At 67.1% G+C, this 19,342-nt stretch carries 16 protein-coding genes and 1 tRNA gene; 12 read left to right on the top strand and 5 right to left on the bottom strand.

The annotated features are described in order from the left end of the window. Positions 1-32 precede the first annotated feature (32 nt). From ACV7NN_RS06480 to ACV7NN_RS06425, 12 genes are all read left to right on the top strand, one after another. On the top strand, positions 33-998 hold the full coding sequence (locus ACV7NN_RS06480; protein WP_463348755.1) for a carbohydrate ABC transporter permease: 966 nt from the start codon (positions 33-35) through the stop codon (positions 996-998). Then, positions 998-1,921: a carbohydrate ABC transporter permease gene (locus ACV7NN_RS06475; protein WP_463348754.1), complete on the top strand. Its 924-nt coding sequence runs from the start codon at positions 998-1,000 to the stop codon at positions 1,919-1,921. The genes ACV7NN_RS06480 and ACV7NN_RS06475 overlap by 1 nt, the downstream gene beginning before the upstream one ends. Positions 1,922-1,968: 47 nt before the next feature. Further along, on the top strand, positions 1,969-4,314 hold the full coding sequence (gene yicI / locus ACV7NN_RS06470; RefSeq protein ID WP_463348753.1) for an alpha-xylosidase: 2,346 nt from the start codon (positions 1,969-1,971) through the stop codon (positions 4,312-4,314). Positions 4,315-4,410: 96 nt separating this feature from the next. Continuing rightward, positions 4,411-5,667: an ROK family protein gene (locus tag ACV7NN_RS06465; RefSeq protein ID WP_463348752.1), complete on the top strand. Its 1,257-nt coding sequence runs from the start codon at positions 4,411-4,413 to the stop codon at positions 5,665-5,667. A gap of 469 nt (positions 5,668-6,136) precedes the next feature. After that, on the top strand, positions 6,137-7,366 hold the full coding sequence (locus ACV7NN_RS06460; RefSeq protein WP_463348751.1) for a multidrug effflux MFS transporter: 1,230 nt from the start codon (positions 6,137-6,139) through the stop codon (positions 7,364-7,366). Between the two features lie 44 nt (positions 7,367-7,410). Further along, the gene (locus ACV7NN_RS06455) at positions 7,411-8,112 is read left to right on the top strand and encodes a phosphatase PAP2 family protein (RefSeq protein ID WP_463348750.1); all 702 of its coding nucleotides are present in this window, start codon (positions 7,411-7,413) and stop codon (positions 8,110-8,112) included. A gap of 65 nt (positions 8,113-8,177) precedes the next feature. Next, positions 8,178-9,191 (top strand): LacI family DNA-binding transcriptional regulator, encoded by a 1,014-nt coding sequence (locus tag ACV7NN_RS06450; RefSeq protein WP_463348749.1) that lies wholly within the window; start codon positions 8,178-8,180, stop codon positions 9,189-9,191. 461 nt (positions 9,192-9,652) lie between these two features. Then, positions 9,653-11,008 (top strand): ABC transporter substrate-binding protein, encoded by a 1,356-nt coding sequence (locus ACV7NN_RS06445; protein WP_463348748.1) that lies wholly within the window; start codon positions 9,653-9,655, stop codon positions 11,006-11,008. A gap of 83 nt (positions 11,009-11,091) precedes the next feature. Continuing rightward, positions 11,092-12,066, top strand: a complete 975-nt coding sequence (locus ACV7NN_RS06440; protein WP_463348747.1) for a carbohydrate ABC transporter permease — start codon at positions 11,092-11,094, stop codon at positions 12,064-12,066. Further along, complete coding sequence (locus ACV7NN_RS06435) at positions 12,063-12,980, top strand: carbohydrate ABC transporter permease (RefSeq protein ID WP_463348746.1); 918 nt, start codon at positions 12,063-12,065, stop codon at positions 12,978-12,980. The genes ACV7NN_RS06440 and ACV7NN_RS06435 overlap by 4 nt, the downstream gene beginning before the upstream one ends. 65 nt (positions 12,981-13,045) lie before the next feature. Next, positions 13,046-14,557, top strand: a complete 1,512-nt coding sequence (gene arfA / locus ACV7NN_RS06430) for an arabinosylfuranosidase ArfA (protein WP_463348745.1) — start codon at positions 13,046-13,048, stop codon at positions 14,555-14,557. Between the two features lie 111 nt (positions 14,558-14,668). Next, positions 14,669-15,946 carry a saccharopine dehydrogenase family protein gene (locus ACV7NN_RS06425; protein WP_463348744.1) on the top strand — a complete coding sequence of 426 codons (1,278 nt, stop codon included), beginning with the start codon at positions 14,669-14,671 and terminating at the stop codon, positions 15,944-15,946. A gap of 51 nt (positions 15,947-15,997) precedes the next feature. Here the strand turns inward: ACV7NN_RS06425 and ACV7NN_RS06420 are convergent, their stop codons facing one another. The 5 genes from ACV7NN_RS06420 to ACV7NN_RS06400 form a co-directional block, all read right to left on the bottom strand. Continuing rightward, positions 15,998-16,822, bottom strand: coding sequence for an aminoglycoside phosphotransferase family protein (locus ACV7NN_RS06420; protein ID WP_463348743.1), 825 nt, complete (start codon positions 16,820-16,822; stop codon positions 15,998-16,000). Continuing rightward, positions 16,819-17,658, bottom strand: a complete 840-nt coding sequence (locus ACV7NN_RS06415; protein ID WP_463348742.1) for an AraC family transcriptional regulator — start codon at positions 17,656-17,658, stop codon at positions 16,819-16,821. The genes ACV7NN_RS06420 and ACV7NN_RS06415 overlap by 4 nt, the downstream gene beginning before the upstream one ends. A gap of 39 nt (positions 17,659-17,697) precedes the next feature. Continuing rightward, positions 17,698-18,255, bottom strand: a complete 558-nt coding sequence (locus tag ACV7NN_RS06410; RefSeq protein ID WP_463348741.1) for a hypothetical protein — start codon at positions 18,253-18,255, stop codon at positions 17,698-17,700. 116 nt (positions 18,256-18,371) lie between these two features. Continuing rightward, positions 18,372-19,130 carry a class I SAM-dependent methyltransferase gene (locus ACV7NN_RS06405; RefSeq protein WP_463348740.1) on the bottom strand — a complete coding sequence of 253 codons (759 nt, stop codon included), beginning with the start codon at positions 19,128-19,130 and terminating at the stop codon, positions 18,372-18,374. Positions 19,131-19,219: 89 nt separating this feature from the next. Further along, positions 19,220-19,304 (bottom strand) — tRNA-Ser (locus tag ACV7NN_RS06400). Positions 19,305-19,342 lie beyond the last annotated feature (38 nt).

Below are 19,342 nucleotides of genomic sequence, written 5' to 3'. Positions count from 1 at the left end.
CGTCGGATCGAAAGGCCGAAAGGATTCCCATCATGGCCGATGCTGCTGTCGCCGAGCGACCGCGCGTGAAGAAGCGCCGGACAGCGGATGCGCTGCTCCCGTCGAGCGGGCGGGGGAGCTTCTGGCTCTACCTGGTCCCCGGCTTCGTCCTCCTCCTCGTGATCGTGATCGTTCCGCTCATCTGGAACGTCTACCTGAGCTTCACCAGCTATCGCGGCATCCGGCCCCCGAAATGGATCGGTCTCGCCAACTGGACGAAACTGTTCGGCGACGAGAAGTTCTGGACCTCGTTCGGCAACAGCGTCGCGATGATCGTGGCCATGGTGATCATCCCCACCCTCCTCGGCCTGGTGCTCGCTGCCATGCTGTTCGACCTCGTGGGCAAGAAGTTCGGCGGCAAGCTCGCCAGCTTCCTCCGCGCGACCTACTACCTTCCGCAGATCCTCCCCGTGGTGATCGCGGCCATCGTCATCGGCTGGATCCTCCGGCCGGACAACGGGGCGCTGAACACGATCCTCGAGAAGATCGGTCTCGGCGCTCTCGCCCACGACTGGCTGGGCAGCCCAGACACCGCGCTCCTCAGCATCATGGCGATCATGGTGTGGGTGCAGCTCGGCTACCCGATCGTCATCTTCATGGCCGCCCTGCAACGTGTCGACCCCGAGCTCTACGAGGCCGCTGAGCTCGACGGCGCCAACTGGTTCCAGCGGTTCCGCTCGATCACGGTCAGCATCATCCGTCCGGAGATCTTCGTCGTCACCCTCACCTGCACGATCGCAGCCCTCAAAGTGTTCGGGCCGATCTACACGCTCACCCGCGGCGGCCCCGGCACGTCGACGATCGTGCCCAGCTACTACTCGTACAGCGAGTTCTTCCAGAGCCAGCAGGTCGGCTACGGAGCCACGATCGCCACAGCGCTGACCGTGCTGATCGTCATCGTCGCGACCGGATTCATCTTCGCCCAGAACCGGGCCGAGCGCAGGGAGAACGAGCGCTGATGTCCACTACACTCGCCCCGCAGAAGCAGAGCCCTCGCGAACGTGACGAGGACGCGAAGGTGCTGTCCTCATCCGGAAAGCGCCTGCACAGGCAGAAGCCGAAACGCAAAGCCTCCGACTGGATCATCCTGATCGCCGCCATCGTGATCGGGCTGGTCATCGCCGTGCCGTTCCTGATGATCCTGCTCAACTCGTTCAAGTCGCCGACCGACTACAACCAGGGCGGTCCGCTGCAACTGCCGATGCACCTCTACTTCGACGGCATCGTCAACTTCTGGAACCGCGTCGACTTCCCCCTGAAGCTCTGGAACTCCATCTTCATCAGCGGCGTCGTCTCGATCCTCGCCGTCGTGATCTCGGTGCTGAACGCCTACGCGCTCGGCATCGGGCGGGTGAAGGCACGCACCTGGATCATCGTGCTCTTCCTGCTGGCCAACATGCTGCCACAGGAAGCACTGCTCTACCCGCTGTACTTCATGTTCAAGCAGGTCGGGCTGTACGACAACGTGTGGAGCGTGATCATTATCTTCACGGTGATCCAGAGCGCGTTCGGCACCTACCTTCTCTCGAGCGTCTACGGCACGTTCCCCAAGGAGATCCTCGAGGCGGCGTCGATCGACGGCGCGGGCCGGTGGCGCATCCTGTGGCGCGTCGTGGTGCCGATCTCCCGGCCGACGCTCAGCGTGCTGCTCATCTTCTTCTTCATCTGGACCTGGAACGAATTCCTGATCCCGCTGACATTCCTCGTGAGCAACGACAACCAGACCGTGCCCGTCGCGATCAGCGTTCTGCAGGGCGACCGGTTGATGGATGTGACCACGACGAGTGCATCCGCCCTCCTCGGCCTCATCCCGACCCTCATCTTCTTCTTGATCTTCCAGCGCACGCTGACCCGCGGCATCACCGCGGGCGCCGTGAAATAACGGCGCACGCTGGCCGACTTCCACCCACGCAGTAAGGACAACACCGAGTGAAGTTCACCGATGGTTTCTGGCAGACCCGACCGGGAGTGACGCCGCTGTACGCGGCCGAAGCGTTCGACATCGTCGCGGGCGAGCGCTCGCTGACAGTGACCGCCCCGACCAAGAAGATCGAGTCGCGGGGCGACACGCTGAACCGCGCGACGCTCACCGTGACGCTGACCTCGCCGCTCCCGGACATCGTCGGCGTGAAGATCGAGCACTTCCAGGGCGGCCGCCGTGAGCGCGGGTTCGAGCTCTTCACCGAGGACGGGCACGGCGTCGCCGAGGTGCACGACGGCGCGGGTGTCCTCACCAGCGGCCACCTCAGCGCGACCATCGCCGGCGGTGCGCCGTGGGATCTGGCGTTCGCGGCCGGTGGCCGCACGCTCACCTCGAGCGGCCACAAATCCGTCGGCTACATGCAGGTCGCGCCCGACGCCGAGGTGACCAGCGGGATCGTAGGCAACGCACGGGTCGCCGACACGCAGCATCCGTCGCGCCCCACGACCTACGTGCACGAACAGCTCTCGATCGGTGTCGGCGAACTGGTCTACGGACTCGGCGAACGCTTCGGACCGCTGGTCAAGAACGGGCAGGTCGTCGACATCTGGAACGCCGACGGCGGAACCTCGAGCGAGCAGGCGTACAAGAACGTTCCGTTCTATCTGACCAACCGCGGCTACGGCGTGCTCGTCGACCACCCGGGCCACGTCTCGTACGAGATCGGTTCCGAGTCGGTCGAGCGGGTGCAGTTCTCGGTCCCCGGCGAGAGCCTCCAGTACTACGTGATCTACGGCCCGACGCCGAAGGAGATCCTGGAACGCTACACCGCGCTCACCGGCCGGCCGGCCTCGGTGCCCGCCTGGTCGTTCGGACTCTGGCTCTCCACCAGCTTCACGACCGCCTACGACGAGGCGACAGTCTCGAGTTTCATCGACGGGATGGCCGAACGTGACCTCCCGCTGTCGGTGTTCCACTTCGACTGCTTCTGGATGCGCGAATTCAACTGGTGCGACTTCGAATGGGACCCGCGCACGTTCCCGGACCCCGAGGGGATGCTCGCCCGCCTCCACGAGAAGGACCTGCACCTCTGCGTGTGGATCAATCCGTACATCGGCCAGCGCTCGCCACTCTTCGCCGAGGCCGCGGACGCCGGGTATCTCGTCAAGCGGCCGGACGGCTCCGTCTGGCAGTGGGACCTCTGGCAGGCCGGGATGGCGCTGGTCGACTTCACGAACCCGGATGCCACCGCCTGGTACCAGGACAAGCTCCGTCACCTGCTGAGCCAGGGGGTCGACGCGTTCAAGACCGACTTCGGCGAGCGCATCCCGCTGCAGGTCGACTACTTCGACGGGTCGAGCCCGGAGCGAATGCACAACTACTACACGCAGCTGTACAACCAGGCCGTGTTCGACGTGCTCCAGCGTGTCCGCGGCGAGGGCGAGGCGGTGCTGTTCGCCCGTTCGGCCACGGCCGGCGGCCAGCAGATGCCGGTGCACTGGGGCGGCGACAATACGTCGAGCTACGAGTCGATGGCCGAGACCCTGCGCGGCGGACTCTCCCTGGCGTTGAGCGGCTTCGGATTCTGGAGTCACGACATCGGTGGCTTCGAGGGCACGCCCGACCCCGGCGTGTTCAAGCGCTGGACCGCGTTCGGCATGCTGTCGAGTCACTCACGGCTGCACGGCAGCAACTCGTATCGGGTGCCGTGGGCGTTCGACGAAGAGGCCGTGGACGTCACCCGCACCTTCACGAAGCTGAAACTCTCGCTCATGCCCTACCTGTTCGCGGCCGGGCGTGAGGCGTCGACCTCGGGGACGCCGGTCATGCGGCCGATGCAGCTCGAGTTCCCCGACGACCCGGCGGTCGGCTACCTGGACCGCCAGTACCTCCTCGGCGCCGACGTGCTCGTGGCGCCGGTCTTCTCGGCGTCCGGCGACGTCGAGTTCTACCTGCCGGACGGCACCTGGACGAACTACTTCAGTGATGAGCGCGTCGCCGGCGGTGCCTGGCGCCGGGAGAACCACAGGTTCCAGAGCATCCCTCTTTATGTGCGCGAAGGCGCTGTGCTTCCGATCGGTGCCCGCGACGACCGTCCGGACTACGACTACCGTGACGGGCTCACGCTTGCGGTGTACCCGGCGCCGGCGGATGCGGACACCGTCCAGATCGTGACCGTCACCACCCCTGACGGCGATTCCTTCGACTACACCGTCGCGCGGAGCCCGCACGGAGTGGTGGCGACGGGGCCCGCCGACCGGGAGTGGAGCATCCGCATCGTCGACGCGGGCGACGTCGGTGCAGGCGGCGCGACGATCGCCGCCGTTGACGGAAGGGCCGAATGGGTCCGGTGAGGCTGACGAGCGACCGGCGCCCCGGAGGGTCGCCTGGTACGGCGGTTGCGTCGGGCTACGGATACCGGCCGCGGTTCGATATGGTTCGTGTGGACCATGACACCTTCGAGCGATCGCGCACAGACCGCGCAACCCGACACGCCCGCCAGGCCGGCACCGACCGGACCCCGGACTGACGTGTCTCCCGGCGCGCGCGGAAACAACCTCGACACGGTTCGCCGCCACAACCTCGGCACCGTGCTCGGGCTGGTGCACCGCGGGGGACCGGCTGCGCGGTCGAAGCTCACCCAGTCGACCGGGCTGAACCGCTCGACCATCGGCGCGCTCGTGGGCGAACTCGCCGACCTCGGCCTGGTGGTCGAGAGCGAGCCGGGCGTCAACACGCGGGTCGGCAGGCCGAGCCCGGTCGTGACGGCGGCTCCGGATGTGGTGGCGATCGCGGTCAACCCCGAGATCGACGCGATCACGGTGGCCGTGGTCGGCCTCGACGGCACACTGCATCGTCGCGTGCGCTATCCCACCGGGCACGCGCCCACGGCAGCGGAAGCTGTGGCGATCGTCGGCGCGATCGTCGACGGGCTGCGCCCCGACCTGGGAACGTTCGCGCGCACCGTCGGAATCGGCGTGGCCCTTCCTGGCCTCGTCCGTGAGGCGGACGGGGTCGTTCGGCTCGCCCCGAACCTCGAATGGGTGGACGAACCGTTCACGGCGATGCTCGAGGAGGCGACCGGTTTCAGCGTGCGCTCAGGCAACGACGCATCCCTCGGAGCCACGGCGGAACGCTACTTCGGTGCGGGCCGGGCTGCGACCGACCTCGTGTACATCAACGGTGGCGCGAGTGGTATCGGCGCAGGCGTGATCGTCAACGGCGAACCCATGACGGGGATCTCCGGCTACGCGGGAGAGCTCGGCCACACGCTCGTCAACAGCAACGGTGTGCGCTGCCACTGCGGCGCGATCGGCTGCCTGGAGACCGAGGTCAACCAGTCCGCGCTGCTGGGCGTGCTGGGCCTCCCGACCGCGGACAGCGACGAACTCGACCGGGCGCTCGCCGTATCGGCGCACGATCCGGCCGTCGCCGAAGAGATCGACCGGCAGCTGACGTTCCTGGCGGTCGCCATGCGCAACGCGACGAACGTCTTCAACCCGCAGCTGATCGTGCTCGGCGGATTCCTCGGTGCGCTCTACCAGGTGGCGCCGGAACGGCTGAGCGCGATGGTCGCCGCGCAGGCCCTGAAGGCGTCGGGGGAGTCACTCGCGATCGCGCGCGCGGAACTCGGGTCGCGGTCGCTGATGATCGGCGCGGCCGAGCTGGCGTTCGGTCCGCTGCTGGCCGATCCCGCCGGCGCCTGAGGCGCGGTCGGGCCTCCGCCCGGGGCGTGCCTTCGGCCGGGGCGTGCCTTCGGGCCGGGGCGTGCCTTCGCGCCCGGGCGTGCCTTCGCGCTCGGCTTTGCATCGCCATGGAAGTGCCTTCCCCCTCGGCGTGCCTTCACACCCCCGGCCGCCGTGCCATCCGCCCACTGCGCCGTGTCTGCTCAGGAATTCAGGAACATGTGTGACGGATGCGGCTGGAGTGGTGTCAGAACGCCGCGGCTCGGCGTTTCCGGCCACATCCGTCACACACATTCCTGAATTCCTGAGGAGTGGGAACGGTAACAACCACGGCCGAGCATCCGCTAGGCTTATGACTGCGCGATCGAATCGATTCGATTGAATCGATTCGATCATCGCCCTTTTCGCCGGCCCCGAGCCGGCACGCCCCCATCCAGCTTCAGCACCGTGGTCGTACGCGACCGCGGTGTTCCCTTTCCCAAGGACATCTGTGACTACCGTCGTCCACCCCGGTGACTCGCTTTCCGGCCGCCAGCGGCTGGCGTACATCCTGATCCTCGGCGCCCTGACCGCGCTCGGGCCGTTCACGATCGACATGTACCTGCCTGCGCTGCCGACCCTCGAGACCGAGTTCGGCGTCTCGACGGCTGCGATCCAGCTCACCCTGACGGCGACCACCATCGGCTTCGGGCTCGGCCAGCTGATCGTCGGCCCGTGGAGCGACAAGGTCGGCCGCAGGCTCCCGCTGATCCTCGCGACGGGGGTGCACATCCTCGCCTGTGTCGGCGCCGCCCTCTCGCCGAACGTCGAACTCCTGGCCACCTTCCGCGCGCTTCAGGGCATCGGCGCGGCGGCCGGCGGTGTGGTCGCGATGGCCATGGTGCGCGACCTGTTCGGCGGGCGTCCCCTCGTGCGGATGCTCAGCCGGCTCGCCCTCGTCAGCGGCCTCGCGCCTGTGCTCGCGCCGGTCCTCGGCTCACAGTTGCTGCTCGTGATGCCGTGGCGCGGCATCTTCCTGGTCCTCGCCGTCTACGGGTTGTTCGTGATCATCTGCGTGAGCCTGTGGATCGTCGAGACCCTCCCGAAGGCACGTCGTCACGACGCGGGCCACTCGACGACCCGCCAGCGCTACAAGGCTGTGCTGAGTGACCGCGTCTTCGTCGGCATCGCCATCGTCGGCGCGATGAACTTCACCGGGCTCTTCGCCTATCTCTCCTCGAGTTCCTTCGTCTTCCAGGGCATCTACGGGTTCGACGCGCAGCAGTACGGCCTGCTGTTCGCCGTGAACTCGATCGGCATCATCATCGGCGTCCAATCATCCGCGCGCATCACCAAGTACGTCGGGCCACAGTGGATCCTGGCGGTGACCACGGTCGTCATGCTCGTGTCCGCGCTGCTGATCGTCATCCTCGGCCAAGCGGGTGCCGGACTCTGGGGCACGGTCATCCCACTCTGGTTCTTCATCGCGGCCTGTGGGTTCGGCTTCCCCTGCGTGCAGGTGCTGGCGCTGAACGGCCACGGCCATGAGGCTGGCACCGCGGCGTCGCTGCTCGGCGCGGCCAACTTCGGGATCGCTGGAATCATCTCACCGGTCGTCGGGCTGCTGGGCGTGAGCAACGCCGTGCCGATGGGAGCCGTGATGGCGGTCACGTCGACGGTGAGCATCCTCGCGCTCTGGTTCGTCGTGCGCCCGCGCACGGTGCCCGCGCTCGCGCACTGACGTGTCTGGGAGGCGTCTGGCAACCCACGCGGTAGCGTGAGCGGATGACCGACGAGCGTGCCGAGGCGGGCAATCTGCACCAGGCGCACACCATCGCACGCTTCTGGCCGGTCGTCTCGGCCTCCGTGGCGCTCGCCCTGGTGCTCATCATGGCCGGGATCATCGCTCTGCGCCCGAACGAGCCGTTCGTCATCGACGTCAGGTGGATGGGCGAGGTCGTCGAGCACCGCTCGCCCTTCTGGACCGTCGCCGCGCTCGTCATGAACACCCTCGGCGGCGGCCTGATCGGGGTGGTCATCGTCCCGGTGGGGATCGTCGTGGTGCTCCTCCTGTTCCGACGGCCGTGGGCGGCGCTCTACTATGCGATCGCCGCAGCGCTGAGCGCCGGCGCGGTCCAGCTGCTGAAGGTCACGGTCGACCGGGCGCGGCCTGAGGACATGCTCGTGCAGTCCGATCCGGGCTCATTCCCGTCGGGGCATACAGCGAATGCCGCGACGATGGCCGTCGCGCTCGCCATCATCTTTCCCCGCGTCTGGGTGTGGGTGATCGGCAGCGCGTACGCGCTTGCCATGGCTTTCAGCCGCACCTACCTGGGCGCCCATTGGCTGAGCGACACGATCGGCGGACTGCTCCTCGGCGCCGGAGTGGCGGTGCTCGTGTGGGCGCCGCTCGCTTACAAACTGGCCGCCGAGAGCCGGCGACCGCATCCCTTCATGCTTGCAAGTAAAGCGTCTCCAACGTTGTAGAGTTCGTGTGCGGGGGACGCGTGGAGCCGGGATGCGGCGCCCGTCCGCGATGAAGGAGGCGGGCCGTGGCGGTCACCATGCACGACGTGGCGAGGGCTGCCGGCGTCTCGATCAAGACGGTTTCGAACGTCATGAACGACTACCCGCACATCCGTGAGGAGACCCGCTCGCGCGTCCTCGAGGCCATCACCGCGCTCGGCTACCAGCCCAACCTGTCGGCCCGCGGGCTGCGTTCCGGTCGCACCGGAGCCATCAGCCTGATCATCCCCGACCTGCGGAACGCGTATTTCGCCGAGTTGGCCGACGCAGTCATGCGGGCCGCAGCGAAGCACGACCTGGTCGTGATGATCCAGCAGAGCGGCGGCAATCGCGAGCGTGAGCTCGAAGTGCTGCACGGTCCGCGCATGCGGATGGTTGACGGCATCCTGTTCAGCGTCCTCGCCCTGGGGCAGGAGGACGCCGACCTCCTCGACATCCCCACACCGCTCGTCCTGCTCGGCGAGCGCATCTTCAACGGACCCGCCGACCATGTCACGATGCAGAACGTCGCGGGCGCGCGGGCTGCGACCGAGCACATGATCTCGCTCGGGCGCAAGCGCATCCTGGCGTTCGGCGCGCATGAGAACGAGGTGATCGGTTCGGCGGGACTCCGCCTGACCGGTTACAAGGAGGCGCTCGCCGCCGCCGGAATGCCGTACCGCGAGGAGCTCGTGGTGAACGTGGGCAACTGGCATCGAGCGGACGGTGCGGATGCGATGCGCGCGGCTCTGACATCCGGGCTCGATTTCGACGCGGTGGTCGCGTTCAACGACTCGATCGCTCTCGGTGCGGTGCGAGTGCTGCAGGAGCGGAACATCCGGGTGCCGGAGGACGTCGCCGTGATCGGTTTCGACGACATCGACGAGACGCGGTATTCGCTCCCGTCGCTGTCGACAGTCGATCCTGGTCGTGAGGAGATCGCAGAGACCGCGGTGCGCGTACTGCTCGAGCGGATCAACGATCCCGAGCGGACCATCCCGCCGCGCGAGTTCGAGGCCGCGTTCCGCATCGTCGAGCGCGAGTCGACGGCCACCGTGTGAGCGCGAGCCCGTCGGCGTGCGGTTCCTTCGGGGCCGACGCTGCAGTGTGCGCGCTCACGGGACACTTCTGGCCCTATGCAGCGCGCGCTGTGCGGCGTGTCGTGTCAAGTGGCAGACGCCGCGGCGAGCGGGCACTCGCTTGCTGCGTGCGGCCGCATCCTGCCCGCTCGCAACGGCGTGTTGTGCCGACTGACGGGATGCGCGCTCTCGACCACCACGATCCGCGCCCGCAAACGCGTACTCGCCGACGACTTGGGAGTATCGGCTTGACAGGGCGCCCCGTGATCGTGAAGATAGCTTTACAACGTTTACCTACAACGTTGTAAACGCACGCAACAGTGTCCAGGGACACACGTTCGAGCGATCGAGTGAATCAAAGAGGATTCGGGAACGGCATCCGGCTCCCCTTCACTTGCGTCAGACGAAGAAGTCCAACGAGAAGCACCACCGAAGGGAACACAGTGAGGAAGAAAGCTTTGATCGCGGCGCTGTCCGCGGTCGCGCTCGCCGCAACGCTTGCCGCGTGCAGCTCGAGCGGAGGCACCGGCGAGGCCGCCAGCAACCCCAAGCTCACCAATTGCACCAACAAGATGATGAACGACGCGCCCCAGGTCTCGGTCTGGGCCTGGTACCCCAACATGGCGACCGTCGTCGACAACTTCAACAAGACCCACAAGGACGTCCAGGTCTGCTGGACGGTCGCCGGCCAGGGCGCGCCCGAGTACGCAAAGTTCCAGACCGCGATCTCCGCGGGCAAGGGCGCTCCCGACGTGATCATGCTCGAGGCGGACCAGCTGACCGGGTTCGAGATCCAGAAGGCGCTCGTCGACCTCGCCCCGTTCGGCGCGAACGACGTGAAGAAGAACTTCTCCGATGGCGCCTGGAAGGACGTCTCCCAGGGCTCGTCGGTCTACGCGATCCCCGTCGACGGCGGCCCGATGGCGATGATCTACCGCAAGGACATCTTCGACAAGTACGGCATCACGCCTCCCACCACCTGGGCCGAGTACGAGCAGGCCGCGCAGAAGGTGAAGGATGCGGGAGGCCCGCTGTTCGGCGACCTCGGCAGCAACGTGCCGGCAGCGATCACCGCGCTCATGGCCCAGAAGGGCGCCGTGCCGTTCACGTACGACCTCTCCGACCCGAAGAACATCGCGATCAACCTCGACGACCAGGCGACGAAGGATGTGCTCTCGTACTGGGCGGACCTCGTGAAGAAGGGGCTGGTCGGCACGCAGGACCAGTTCACGACGGACTACATCGCCGGGATGGTCGGCGGCAAGTACGCGACGTACGTCTCTGCCGCCTGGGCTCCCGGGTACCTCACGGGCGCCGGCGTCGGAAAGGGTTCGGAGAAGGGCAAGTTCCTCGTCGCTCCGCTTCCGCAGTGGAACAAGGGCGACGCCGTGTCGGTCAACTGGGGTGGCTCGACGTTCGCCGTGACAACGCAGGCGACGAACAAGAAGCTCGCGGCCGAGGTCGCCAAGGGCCTCTACGCCGACGACGCATCGCTCACCGACGGCTGGAAGACCCAGACCATCTTCCCGCTCAACCAGGGCGTGCTGACCTCGGACGCGTTCGTGAACAACCAGGTGGAGTTCTTCAACGGGCAGACCGCCAACAAGGATGTCTACGTCCCCGCCGAGAACGCGTACAAGGGCTTCAACTACAGCCCGTTCTCCGTCTACTACTACGCACAGCTGCAGGCGCAGCTGGTGAAGATCAACTCGGGCAAGACCACCGGTGAACAGGCCGCAAGCGACCTGCAGAACATCATGGTGAAGTACGCCAAGAGCCAGGGCTTCACCGTCAAGTAGCCGTTTCGTCCGGCCGGGGTGCGCATCCGCCCGCCCCGGCCGGGCACACCACAGACCTTCGATGTGAACAGCAGGGAAGTACCATGGCAGACCATGCGTCGACATTGACCTCGGCACCACCACCCGGCACCGTCTCCGGCGGAATCAGGCGCCGCAGGAGCGCCTCCGGCAGCGAGCGGATGCTCAACCGGCGCGGCAGGACGGGCTGGGTCTTCATCGCCCCGTTCGCCGTCGTGTTCATACTCTTCCTGGTCGCTCCTCTCGCCTACGCGTTCTACCTGAGCCTGTTCACGAAGGGACTCGCAACCGGGACGACGTTCTCGGGCATCGACAACTACGTGAAGGCGTTCACCGACCCGTCGTTCCTCAACGGTGTCTGGTTCGTGGTCCGCTTCTCCATCGTGCTCATCCCCGTGCAGATGCTGGTGTCGCTTGTCGCGGCGCTCCTCCTCGACGCCCTGACCACGAAGCTCGCGAAGTTCTCGCGGCTGATGATCTTCCTCCCGTATGCGATCCCGGCGGTGATCGGCGCGCTCATGTGGGGCTTCCTCTACAGCCCCACGTTCGGGCCGCTGCAGCAGATATTCTCGCTCTTCAACGCCCAGGCCCCGTTCCTGCTCAGCCAGGGCAACGTGTTCTACGGCCTGCTCAACATCGTGACCTGGCAATGGGCCGGCTATTACATGATCATCATCTTCGCCGCGCTCCAGGGCATCGACCCCTCGATCTACGAGGCGGCGAAGATCGACGGCGCGAACTCGTGGCAGGTCGCACTCCGTATCAAGGTGCCGCTCGTCTCGAGTGCGCTGGTGCTCATCCTCGTCTTCGCGCTGATCGGGACACTGCAGTTCTTCACGGAACCGCAGGTGCTCGCCCCGGTCGCGAACGGCACGATCACCCCCGACTTCACGCCCAACATCTACGCGTACAACCTCGCGTTCTCGTACGCGCAGTTCAACTACGCGTCCGCCATCTCGTTCGCTCTCGGGATCGTCGTGTTCATCGCGGTCTACATCTTCATGTTCGCCACCCGCAAGCGAGGGAGCCTGCTCAAATGACCACCTCGACACTGGATGCCGTGCCTGCGACCCGCGAGACGCGCGGCTCCGCGAAGGACGGCCGCCGCCCTCGGCGGAACATCGTCGCCCACCTCTTCCTCGTCGTGCTCGTGATCTACTTCCTCGTTCCGATCTGGTGGCTGTTCGTCGCCAGCACCAAGGATGCGCAGGGGCTGTTCTCGGGTTCCGGCGCCCTCTGGTTCGCGAAGGATTTCAATCTCCTCGCGAACCTCGAGGACCTGTTCACCTACAACGGCGGCGAATACCTGCAGTGGCTCGGCAACTCCGTGCTGTACGCGGTCTGCGGAGGCGTCGGCGCGACGGTGATCGCAGTCCTCGCGGGGTACGGCTTCGCCAAGTACCGGTTCCGAGGACGCAATTTCACCTTCGCCCTTCTTCTCGGGTCGGTGATGGTCCCGCTCACGGCGCTGGTCATCCCGACGTTCGTCCTGCTGTCCGGCCTCGGCCTCACGGACACGATCTGGGCGGTCATCCTGCCGTCGCTGCTGAGCCCGTTCGGCGTGTACCTGATGCGGGTCTACACGGCGGATGCCGTTCCCGATGAACTGCTCGACGCGGCCCGTGTCGACGGAGCCGGTGAGTACCGCACCTTCTTCACGGTCGCGCTCCCGCTGATGCGGCCGGCCCTGATCACCGTGCTCCTGCTCTCTGTCGTCGGCACCTGGAACAACTACTTCCTGCCGCTGGCGATGCTGTCGACCTCGAAGCTGTACCCGATCACGGTCGGGCTCGGCCTCTGGTCGCAGCTCGCCTCATCCAACAACGGCGGCGGCCACTCCCTGTGGAGCCTCATCATCGTCGGCGCGCTGGTCTCGATCATCCCGCTCATCATCGCCTTCCTCACACTCCAGAAGTACTGGCAGGGCGGCCTTTCGCTCGGCAGCCTCAAGTAGCCGCGGGCAACCCCGCTTCCGTCACGAACACGCACGAACACGCACACGAAACTCGAAAGAAGAACATGCACAACGCACGCCTCACGATCGACCCCTATTTCACCGTCGGCCCCGTCAACCCGCGACTCTTCGGGTCGTTCGTCGAACACCTCGGCCGGTGCGTGTACGACGGGATCTACGAGCCGGGGCACCCGACCGCCGACGCGGAGGGCTTCCGGGGCGACGTCATCGAGCTCGTGAAGGAGCTCGGGGTCTCTGCGATCCGCTATCCGGGCGGCAACTTCGTGTCCGGCTTCCGGTGGGAGGACAGCGTCGGGCCCCGCGACGAGCGCCCGCGCCGTCTCGACCTCGCCTGGCATTCGACCGAGACGAACGAGGTCGGCCTGCACGAGTTCTCGTCCTGGCTGGAGAAGGTCGGCAGTGAGCTCATGCTCGCGGTGAATCTCGGGACCCGGGGGACGCTCGACGCGCTCGACCTCCTCGAGTACACGAACATCCCATCCGGGACCGCGCTCAGCGACCGTCGCATCGCGAACGGCCGCACGGACGCGTTCGGAATCCGGATGTGGTGCCTCGGCAACGAGATGGACGGCCCGTGGCAACTCGGTCACCGTTCGGCCGACGACTACGGGAAGCTCGCTTCGCAGACCGCGAAGGCGATGCGCCAGCTCGACCCGTCCCTGGAACTGGTGGTGTGCGGCTCGTCGGGCGCACAGATGCCGACCTTCGGCGAGTGGGAGCGCGTCGTGCTGACCCACACCTACGAGGATGTGGACTACATCTCCTGCCACGCCTACTACGAGGAGAAGAACGGCGACCTGGGCAGCTTCCTCGCCTCTGCCGTCGACATGGACCGCTTCATCGAGTCGGTGGTCGCGACGGCCGACCATGTCAAAGCGGTCACCCGCAGCGACAAGACGATCAACATCTCGTTCGACGAGTGGAACATCTGGTACCTGGACCGGTACCACGACGTCGACAAGATCGAGGGGATCGACAACTGGCCCGTCGCACCCCGTCTCCTCGAGGACTCATACTCGGTCGCGGATGCGGTGGTCTTCGGAAGCCTGCTCATCTCGCTCCTGAAGCATGCCGACCGGGTGACCAGCGCATCCCTCGCCCAGCTCGTCAACGTGATCGCGCCGATCATGACAGAGCCGGGCGGTCCGGCCTGGCGTCAGACCACGTTCTTCCCGTTCGCCCTCACCTCGCGGCTGGCAACGGGCACGACCCTCGAGGTGAAGCTGGCCAGCGAGACGTACGTCACTGAGGCCTACGGCGAGGTGAACCTCATCGACGCCGTCGCGACCCACGACGAGACGTCCGGCACGACGGCGGTCTTCCTCGTGAATCGCAGCCAGACCGAGGAGGCGACGGTCACGATCGACCTGACCGCACTCGAGGGAGTCTCGGTGCTGGATGCGCAGACGCTGTCGGATGCTGACATCCAGGCCAGGAACACCCTCGACGACCAGGAGCGGGTCGGCCTGCACCCGAACGAGTCCGTCGAAGTCGGCGAGGCGACTCTCACCGTCACCCTCCCGCCCGTCTCCTGGACCGCCCTTTCGCTCGGCTGATCCGCGAGAATCGCCGCCCGCTCCGAGGTGCCCCGGTGGACGGGCGATTCTCGGTGCGGGCGGCGACGCTCGGCGCGATCGCCGTCTGTGCGCGCGAGTAGGGTTGCCGTCATGAGAATCCTCCTGGTCGGCGCCGGCGGCGTCGGTGACGCCATCGCCAAGATCGCCGCGCGGCGCACGTTCTACGATCAGATCATCGTCAGCGACTACGACCTCGCGCGGGCGGAGAAGACGGTCGCGTGGATCGCGCAGAAGCACGGGGCGGAGGTCGCCGGCCGCTTCGTGTCCGCGGCGATCGACGCATCCGACCCGGACAGCGTCGAGAAGGTCGCCCGGGAGCACGCCGCGACTCACGTGATGAACGCGGTCGAGCCGAAGTTCGTGCCGACGATCTTCGCCGGCGCGCTCGCCGCGGGAGCCGACTACCTCGACATGGCGATGAGCCTGTCCGAGCCCCACCCGACCGACCCTTACACCAAGACCGGTGTGAAACTCGGCGACGACCAGTTCGCGCAGCGCGGCGACTGGGAGACGGCAGGGCGCCTGGCGCTGGTGGGCATGGGTGTCGAGCCGGGACTCAGCGACGTGTTCGCCCGCTACGCGGCCGACCATCTGTTCAGCGAGCTGGACGAACTGGGCACGCGGGACGGCGCGAACCTCGTCGTGCGCGACGCCGACGGCAACGAGATCTTCGCCCCGTCGTTCAGCATCTGGACCACGATCGAGGAGTGCCTGAACCCCCCGGTCGTCTTCGAGAAGGATGCGGGCTGGTTCACGACTCCGCCGTTCAGCGAACCGGAGGTGTTCACCTTCCCCGAGGGCATCGGGCCGGTCGAGTGCGTCAACGTCGAGCACGAAGAAGTGCTGCTGATGCCGCGGTGGATCGACGCCAAGCGCGTGACGTTCAAGTACGGGCTCGGGGAGGAGTTCATCAACATCCTGCGCACCCTGCACCAGCTCGGACTCGACTCGACGACGCCCATCCGGGTGCGCAGCGAGAGCGGGCCCGTCCATGTCGCACCCCGCGATGTGGTCGCCGCGGCCCTTCCCGACCCGGCGACCATCGGTCCCCGCATGACCGGCAAGACCTGCGCTGGTGTGTGGGCGACCGGCACCGCCGTCGACGGCTCCCCGCGCGAGGTGTACCTGTACCACGTAAGCGACAACGAGTGGACGATGCGCGAGTACGAGAGCCAGTGCGTGGTCTGGCAGACCGCACTCAACCCGGTGATCGCTCTCGAGCTGCTTGCGACAGGCGTGTGGTCGGGTGTCGGCGTGCTCGGTCCCGAAGCGTTCGACGCCAAGCCGTTCCTCGACCTGATGGCGCGACCGGAAGCGGAAGGCGGTTATGGCCAGGCGTGGGGTCTGGAGGACCGGCTCGCCGGCTGAGATGGTGCTCGCCCGACGCGGCGGGAGTGCCCGACGCGGCGGGAGTGCCGCTCAGGCGAGGAGGTGCTCGGCGGCCATGCCGACGAGCAGCGCGTGGCCCGCGTCGCCGTCGGAGCGCTCACCCCAGGCCGCCGACAGCCCGCACCAGGCGACGGCCCACGCGGCCATCCTGTCCCGTTCGATGCCGGTCTCGTCGCAGATGATGCCGAGCTGCCGCTCGAGGCGTCCCGGCGTCAGGGCCACCTCTGCGCTCGGATTGCAGAGGATGTTGGCGAAATCGAACGCCCGGTCGCCGGTGACGTGCTTCGGGTCGATCGCACGCCATCCGTCGTCGCCGAAGTCGAGCACGTTCCCGTGGTGGATATCGCCGTGCAGCACCACCGGTTCGCGCTGATCGTCGATGAGCGCGCGGGCGACGGATGCGGTCCGCTCGAAGAATCCGCCTCTGGTATCGGCGTGCTCGAAGAGCTCGCGGAACCAGCGGTCGAGTCCGACGAGGCCGTCCGGCGGGTCTCCGTCGACGGCGTGCAGCGTCGACGCGACCTCGCACAGCACGCGGGTCGCCGCGTCGTCCCGCTCCGCGCCCGCTTCCGCCATGGCGGCGAGCGAGCCCGTCCCCTCAGCGCGCTCGAGGACGATGGCGGGTCCGTCGTGCTCGAACACCGGCGCGGATCCGTGGCCGTCCCACCAGACCATGAGGCGCGAGCCCAGCTCCTCTTCGCGCTCCGTCGCGACCTTGAGAAATGCCCTGCGGTCCCGCCAGACGACAGGGACGAGAACGCTGCTGGGCGTCGTGAAGGTCACGCCGTCGCGGATGAGACCCCAGCGCTGCAGGTACAGTGCGGCGAGCGCATCCGCCGCCACGTTCGCCGTCACCGGATGCCCTCTCCCGGGTCGTCCGTGCGAGCCGCTGCCGCATAGGCACCGGGCGTCGATCCGACCACCGTCTTGAACTCCCGGCTGAAATGGGCCTGGTCGGCGTAGCCGAGAGTGGCTGCGAGGTCGGCCAGGGCGGGTGGACTCTCACCGCGGAGGGCGGCGGCCGCCTCCTGGAGGCGGTAGCGCTGGATCAGCCATTTCGGCGAGAAGCCGATGTGGCTGCCGACCAAGCGCTGCAGCCGCCTGATTCCGATGCCGAAACGGTCGGCGAGCTGTTCGACCCTGAGCAGGTCGCGGTCGCCCTCGACGGCGCTCACGATCCGATCGACCAGAGCGGCGTCCCCGTCCGGTCGGGGCACGCGCTCCAGCAGCCAGGCCTCGAAGACATCGATCGCGGCGCGATCGTCACCCGCGGCCATGTGCATCCCAGCCGCCGCTGCGAGTTCCTCGGAACCGGCGACGCCGAGCGCAGCCAGGTCACTGGCGGAGGGCGCCGATCGGATGCTCCTTGCCAGCAGCATCCGCGCGGTCCCGGGCTGCAGCATCGCCCCGAACGCCCATCCCGAACCGACCAGCGTGCGAGCGCTCCGTCCTCGGTGGGCACGGTGGAGCCTGGCGACACCGTCCTCGATCACGATGTTCGTCGTCGGGTATTCGAGCACGTCCTGCCGGAGCCGCTCGCCGGCGGGAAGGTTCCAGCGCGGCAGCCAGTAGTGTCGCACGACGGCTGCGGCGTCCGGGCCGGGCCAGTACCGTTCGATGCTGACGGGGTTCTCCGGTGGCTCGGGTGTCAGCAGACCCTTGCTGAGCGGTGTGCCGGAGGCGGTCTTCACCCTGCAATGATTCCACGACCCGTGCCTGCGGTCGCAGCGCTACCCGCGCCCCACCCGAGGGAAGCGCTCGAACCAGTAGAGCAGCTCGGGTGACTCCCGGCGCAGCTCGGTCAGAGTCACCGACTCGGGCCGGGTTGTCACCGGCACATCGAGTTCTTCGGCGACGCGCTCCATGTCTTCGCGGGACCAGAACTGTCCACGCAGGCGAAGGAGCGGCCGCCCGTCGATGCCGGTGACGAACAGCTGGGGGAGCGTGTCCAGCGTGCTGCCCTCGTAGAGGTCGAGAAGCAAGACCGACCTGACCATACCCGGGCGGATGGTGGTCACCCGCCCGAAGAACCCACGCTCGCGCACGCCGTCGGGGAGCAACTGGATCGTGGTACCGAAGTAGGCGAGCACCGCAAGCACGGTCAGAAGCACGACGACGATGTGGATGGCCAGGATGAGCGGCCAGACCCCGCCAGGAATCGTCAGCCAGTACAAAACGGCGAAGACCGGCGTCGTGAGCGCGAGGATCGCGATGATCCCACTTGCGAACAGGTGGGCATGCGGGCGCAGCACCACGCTCTTGGCCGTCACGACGGTCTCCTGTCCCATTGATTCCCCTCTGCTCTCTGAGCCTGACCTATCCGCTCGACGCCCGGTAGCGGCATTTTGGGGGACACGGCACCCCCAGTTCAGAGGGCTTCGGCGCGTGTGCGGAACCGCTCCGGTCAGGGCCGTCGCGACGAGCGTCCCGGCGCGAGCACGATCAATGGCGTGACGTAATGCTCTTCGACGAAGCCGCCCAGGTCGTTGGCGGCCTGTCCGATCTCGGATGCTTCAGACGGCGTCCAATCGCTGAACGTCGTGAACAGTTCACGGAGCGCAGTTGCGTCGAGTTCGATGCTCCAGCGGAATTCCTCGATGTACGAGACATCGAAAAGGGCGCTCCTCGTCAGGAGCTGGGCCCACCTCGCGGTCTCCGTCTCGTCGGGAGCCCGGCGCACGACGCCCGGGCGGCGGCCGACGATCTCGGCGACCCGCTTCCGGAACGGCGTGACGGGAGCTTCCGGGTCGCCGTACGCGTTCCGCCAGACTGCGAGCGTCCCACCCGGCCGGAGTGACGCATGGACCTTGGGAAGGACGACGTCCAGGTCGAACCAGTGGACGGATGTCGCAGCTGTGGCGAGCGTAAAGGATGAACGGGGCAGTTCGGCATCCTCGACCGTCGACCTGACGACCTGGACACTCGGGTAGCGTTCGCTCAGCCGTGCCGCGAGCGCGGGTCCCGGTTCGATCGCGGTCACCCGCATCCCCGCCCGGAGTAGCGGTCCGACCGCCTGGCCGGTGCCGGACCCGAGGTCCAGGGCCCGCTCGCCCGCTTCGAGGACCCCGAGCTGCGCCAGACGCGACCACAACGCTTCCGGATAAGGAGGTCGTGCCCGGTCGTACAGGTCCGCATGTCGGTCGAAATGTTGCGGATCCGGCATGGGAACGACTGTAATACTCGGTCGCCCCGTACTTCAGCACCCCGAAGCGCGCGGCACACATGCTTGTGGGCCGCTTGAGCAAAAATGGGCGGAGAATGGGGGATTCGAACCCCCGAGGGCTTGCACCCAACACGCTTTCCAAGCGTGCGCCATAGGCCACTAGGCGAATTCTCCTGGCTGGCGCATTCCCCGTTTTCGAAGAACGGCCACGA

Source organism: Leifsonia sp. Ger2509, assembly GCF_055231915.1.
This window is presented reverse-complemented; position numbering and strand designations above follow the sequence as displayed.